At 43.2% G+C, this 4,893-nt stretch carries 5 protein-coding genes and 4 tRNA genes; 7 read left to right on the top strand and 2 right to left on the bottom strand.

Translation table 11 applies throughout. The features are described from left to right. Positions 1-107: 107 nt before the first annotated feature. Together murB and birA are read left to right on the top strand one after the other, a co-directional pair. Positions 108-1,145 carry a UDP-N-acetylmuramate dehydrogenase gene (gene murB, locus ACKQAD_RS20090; protein ID WP_409161730.1) on the top strand — a complete coding sequence of 346 codons (1,038 nt, stop codon included), beginning with the start codon at positions 108-110 and terminating at the stop codon, positions 1,143-1,145. Further along, complete coding sequence (birA, locus tag ACKQAD_RS20085; RefSeq protein ID WP_409161729.1) at positions 1,142-2,101, top strand: bifunctional biotin--[acetyl-CoA-carboxylase] ligase/biotin operon repressor BirA; 960 nt, start codon at positions 1,142-1,144, stop codon at positions 2,099-2,101. The genes murB and birA overlap by 4 nt, the downstream gene beginning before the upstream one ends. Positions 2,102-2,142: 41 nt before the next feature. On the opposite strand, the gene coaA is transcribed toward birA, so the two are convergent. Beyond that, positions 2,143-3,093, bottom strand: a complete 951-nt coding sequence (gene coaA / locus ACKQAD_RS20080) for a type I pantothenate kinase (protein ID WP_409161728.1) — start codon at positions 3,091-3,093, stop codon at positions 2,143-2,145. A gap of 205 nt (positions 3,094-3,298) precedes the next feature. Next, a complete protein-coding gene (locus ACKQAD_RS20075; protein ID WP_409161727.1) occupies positions 3,299-3,847 on the bottom strand; it encodes a GNAT family N-acetyltransferase in 549 nt (182 codons plus the stop codon). A 332-nt stretch (positions 3,848-4,179) separates the two neighbouring features. Here ACKQAD_RS20075 and ACKQAD_RS20070 point away from each other — a divergent pair. From ACKQAD_RS20070 to ACKQAD_RS20050, 5 genes are all read left to right on the top strand, one after another. Further along, positions 4,180-4,255, top strand: a tRNA-Thr gene (locus tag ACKQAD_RS20070). Between the two features lie 15 nt (positions 4,256-4,270). Further along, positions 4,271-4,355, top strand: a tRNA-Tyr gene (locus tag ACKQAD_RS20065). Positions 4,356-4,490: 135 nt separating this feature from the next. Then, positions 4,491-4,565: transfer RNA gene (locus ACKQAD_RS20060), tRNA-Gly, on the top strand. A 6-nt stretch (positions 4,566-4,571) separates the two neighbouring features. Further along, positions 4,572-4,647: transfer RNA gene (locus ACKQAD_RS20055), tRNA-Thr, on the top strand. Between the two features lie 107 nt (positions 4,648-4,754). Then, the coding region (locus ACKQAD_RS20050) for a GTP-binding protein (RefSeq protein WP_072198062.1) at positions 4,755-4,893 on the top strand (139 nt) is incomplete at its 3' end.

The raw sequence follows: 4,893 nt of genomic DNA, 5'->3' as shown, positions 1-4,893 counted from the left end.
CACGCAGAGTGGGTTCAGCAACAACAGGATTTTGGTCGCTGATTTTATGGCTGCTTTGCGTAGATCAGGTAGACTATGTGATATCTGAATTAGTAGGTATTTCTATCATGGCGTCGAGCGTTATTTCATTGAAGTCTTATAATTCTTTCTCATTATCTGTTTCCGCATCTTATATTAAGGTCGCGGATACGCAGGAAAAATTGATTGAAGGATGGCGCGTCGCCAGCGAATCACAAGAGCCGGTTTTGTTGCTAGGAGAAGGGAGTAATGTCCTTTTTCTTGAGGATTTTTTAGGCACCATTTTGTTAAATCGGCTCAAGGGTATAGATATCCGAGAAGAAAGTGACGGCTGGTATATTCATGTCGGAGCCGGTGAGAACTGGCATCAATTAGTTGAATATACGCTCAAGTGTGGTATTGCAGGGTTAGAAAATCTGGCATTAATTCCCGGATGTGTGGGCTCTGCGCCGATACAGAATATTGGTGCATACGGTATCGAATTACAGCATGTTTGTGATTATGTTGACGTGTTAGATCTGGCTGAAGGTAAAGTCATGCGTTTTACCTCTGAGGAATGTCATTTCGGTTACCGTGAAAGCATATTTAAGCACCGATACCGCTCTGGATTTGCGATTACCGCAGTAGGGTTCTTTTTAAAGAAAGAGTGGAGCCCGATACTTAACTACGGTGATTTGGTCAAACTAAACCCTGAAACCGTTACGGCACAGCAGATATTCGATTCCGTGTGCTATATGCGTCGAAGCAAACTTCCAGATCCTGCCGTGACAGGTAATGCTGGTAGCTTCTTCAAAAACCCGATAATTACACAGCAGCATGCTGAATGTATTTTGCGAGAGTATCCGCATGCCCCACAGTATTTACAAGCCGATGGCAGCGTTAAATTGGCCGCTGGGTGGTTAATTGATCAGTGTAAGCTTAAAGGATTTCAGCTTGGTGGTGCGGCTGTGCACGAGAAACAGGCATTAGTCCTAATTAATAAAGATAATGCAAAAAGTTCAGATATTATCGAATTAGCGCGTTACGTCTGCAATCAAGTCGCTGAAAAATTCTCTATACAGTTGGAGCCAGAGGTTCGCTTTATTGCTGCATATGGAGAGGTCAATGCCATCGAGGTATTATCATGAAAGACATTACGGTTCCCCTTAAATTAATTAAGATTCTATCTGATGGTGAATTTTATTCCGGTGAATTACTGGGTGAAATGATGGGAATGAGTCGGGCTGCGATTAATAAACATATTCAAACAATACGTGATTGGGGAATTGATGTTTTTACTGTGACGGGTAAGGGCTACTCTTTACCAGCACCTATGCAATTATTAGATGAGGGGATTATCCTCGAGCATCTACCAGAAGGTGAAGTAACGGTTTTACCTGTCGTTGATTCTACTAATCAGTATATTTTAGAACGCTTGGACACCTTATCTTCCGGTGATGCATGTCTTGCTGAATATCAGAAATCTGGGCGTGGCCGTCGGGGCAGGCAATGGTTTTCGCCCTTTGGTGCAAATTTGTATTTGTCCTTATACTGGCGTTTAGAGCAGGGACCTGCTGCGGCTATTGGAGTTAGTTTGGTTATCGGTATCGTAATGGCAGAAGTACTACATAAGCTTGGAGCTGATGGTGTACGAGTCAAATGGCCTAATGATTTATATCTAAAGGATAGAAAACTAGCAGGTATTCTTGTCGAGCTTACCGGAAAAACAGGGGATGCCGCTCATCTGGTTATCGGAGCAGGCATTAATTTACAGATGAGAAAACCTGCTTCAGATACAATTAGTCAAGACTGGATAAATTTACAAGAAGCAGGTATAGATATTAATCGTAATATGCTCGCTTCGACGCTTATTTCTGAATTAAGAAATGCTTTAGCTATCTTTGAACTACAAGGCCTTGAACCATTCATTCCTAGGTGGGAAAAGTTGGATAACTATTTTAATCGCCAGGTCCGTTTGATTATCGGTAATCGTGAAATATATGGGGTCGACCGAGGAATAGATCCCCAGGGTGCACTGTTATTAGAAAACGACGGATTGGTTACACCATATATTGGTGGGGAGATTTCTCTACGCGGTGCATGAAAAAAGGGGAGATCCCCTTTTTTTATATATTTATTCTCTTTTCACTTTCTTAGCCGAACACATTCAACGGCATGATTAGCGCTTTTAGTCATAATAAGGCTAGCTCTTTCCCGCGTGGGTAGAATATTTTCTTTTAGATTAAGTCCGTTAATTTCTTTCCATAGTTGAGAAGCAATGTCGACAGCTTCTTCTTCCGTCAGTTTCGCATAATTATGAAAATACGAGTTTGGATTTGAGAAGGCGCCTTGCCTGAATTTCAAGAAACGATTTATATACCATGTTTGTAGCAGTCTTTCAGGTGCATCCACATAGATAGAGAAATCTACAAAGTCAGAGACGAAAACTCTATGTGGATCATGTGGATAGTCCATTCCACTTTGTAGAACATTCAAACCTTCTAATATTAAGATATCAGGTTGCTCCAACACTTTATGGTTATCAGGAACGATATCGTAGATTAGATGAGAATACGTTGGGGCTGTGACTTTTTGTGTCCCTGATTTTATATCAGAAACGAATTTTACCAGACTATGCATATCGTATGATTGCGGAAAGCCTTTTTTCTTCATCAAATCACGTTCTTTTAACACCTTATTGGGATGAAGAAATCCATCGGTTGTAATGAGTTCTACACTGCGATGTTCCGGCCAGCGGCTTAATAATGCCTGGAGCACACGGGCTGTGGTACTTTTTCCCACGGCGACGCTACCCGCAATACCGATTATGTAAGGTATCTTTTGGCCATCCGTTCCCAAGAACTGCTCAAGTACGGCCTGACGGCGTAAATTAGAGCTGATATAAAAATTGAGCAGGCGGGATAGCGGCAGATAAATTTCTGCGACCTCGTCTAATGAAAGGTCTTCGTTAATCCCTTTGAGCTTAACGATTTCTTCCTCTGTCAGCGTTAACGGGACGGAATCGCGCAAGGCGGCCCATTGGCTGCGATTAAACTGTAGATATGGTGTGGCCAAGGATTGCTCTCTATTGCTCATAAGTCGTGTTCTGCCTGCGTCACAGGTAAGAAAAGAGACTCTCAGCCAGCGAAGAAAACGGGCTATTAGCCAACGCTATGATCGCGGCACCTTTTCTTATGTAATAAATTTTTGATAATGGGCAGGTTAACACTTTGCGGATAGAAAGAAGAAGAGAAAATCGGTTCTGTACCCGATGCTTCTACGTTTACGCATCGGGTACAGGCTAGCTGGTGATTGCTTTACCTAACCCATTCACGGCAAAGAGGCGTTTATAGTAGATAGCCGTTGGATGGTAATAACCATCGGGTGTGCAAGCATAATCAGGCAATTCTCCCAGATGGCGATAACCCAAGGCACGGTAGAACGCTTCTGCTGGGGAGCCAGCTTGGGTATCTAAATAGAGTAACCCTCTTTGTTGGAAAAGCGCGTGCTTTTCCAGTAACTGAATGAGCTGTTTGCCTATTCCCGCTCTCCGTACACGGCTATGAACTAACAATTTTTGAATTTCAGCTCTGTTTCTCCCGTTTGGTTTTTGACATAACTCTAGCTGTACACTTCCGACGATACCTTCCTCGTTGCGTGCTACCCATAGTATGCGTTCACCACTTGCGACAGATGCTTGTAAGCTATGAAAATATTCCATAGCTTCTGTGTGATGCAGAGGTGATTGATATCCAACAGAAGCGCCTTTTTCTACGGCATCGATCAGTAGATTGGCCAGTTCTTCACGATAGACAGGTAAGGTTGCCGCATTGAATTGAACTATTTTCATCGTATTTTGACCGTTCTTCAGAGGGTTGTCTCTAAATTAGCAAAATGTATTCCAAGTCTATTTTCTTAGAAAAGCGAGCAAAATAGTATCTGTCAGTTCGGAGTCTGCTCCCTTAAAGGGCAAAAACTCTATTATTGGTGCAATAGACATTGAAAGAAAGTTGGTGGTTAAACCACCATTTTGTTAGATAGAACTGGTGGTTCTTTGCGCTAATTCTGACTGCTACTCTAGATTTATGGCTTAATTTGGATAAAATCTAAGCGATAGCGCATTTTACGCAATTTTTTTGTTGCATCGGGCGTTCTGTCTACCTAGAATGCGCAGCACTTGAGGCCGGCTTAGCTCAGTAGGTAGAGCAACTGACTTGTAATCAGTAGGTCACCAGTTCGATTCCGGTAGCCGGCACCATCAAGTACACAATCAGGTGGGGTTCCCGAGCGGCCAAAGGGAGCAGACTGTAAATCTGCCGTCACAGACTTCGAAGGTTCGAATCCTTCCCCCACCACCAAATTCAATCTTGGTAACAAGATATTCGATACGGTAGTAAGAGTGAGCCGGATCGACGAAGGCGGGGTCTATAAATTAAATTCTTATTCCCCAATTTCAAAATTAACAGAAAAATTAGGTAGCCGAGTTCCAGGATGCGGGCATCGTATAATGGCTATTACCTCAGCCTTCCAAGCTGATGATGTGGGTTCGATTCCCACTGCCCGCTCCAAGATGTGCTGATATAGCTCAGTTGGTAGAGCGCACCCTTGGTAAGGGTGAGGTCGGCAGTTCGAATCTGCCTATCAGCACCACTTCCTTTTCCTCCTCCTGATTTTCTTTCTGTGAATAAATTCAGCAAGCTATCGCTTGGTTGATGTGGTGATACCACCGATTTATCCGTGTCTTAGAGGGACAATCGATGTCTAAAGAAAAATTTGAACGTACAAAACCGCACGTTAACGTCGGTACTATCGGCCACGTTGACCATGGTAAAACAACGCTAACCGCTGCAATCACTACCGTTCTGGCTAAAACCTACGGTGGTAGTGCTCGTGCAT

Source organism: Pectobacterium artocarpous, from assembly GCF_046159765.1.
Taxonomy (GTDB): domain Bacteria; phylum Pseudomonadota; class Gammaproteobacteria; order Enterobacterales; family Enterobacteriaceae; genus Pectobacterium.
Note: the sequence above shows the minus strand (reverse complement) of the source record. Positions and strands in the feature narration are given on the sequence as shown.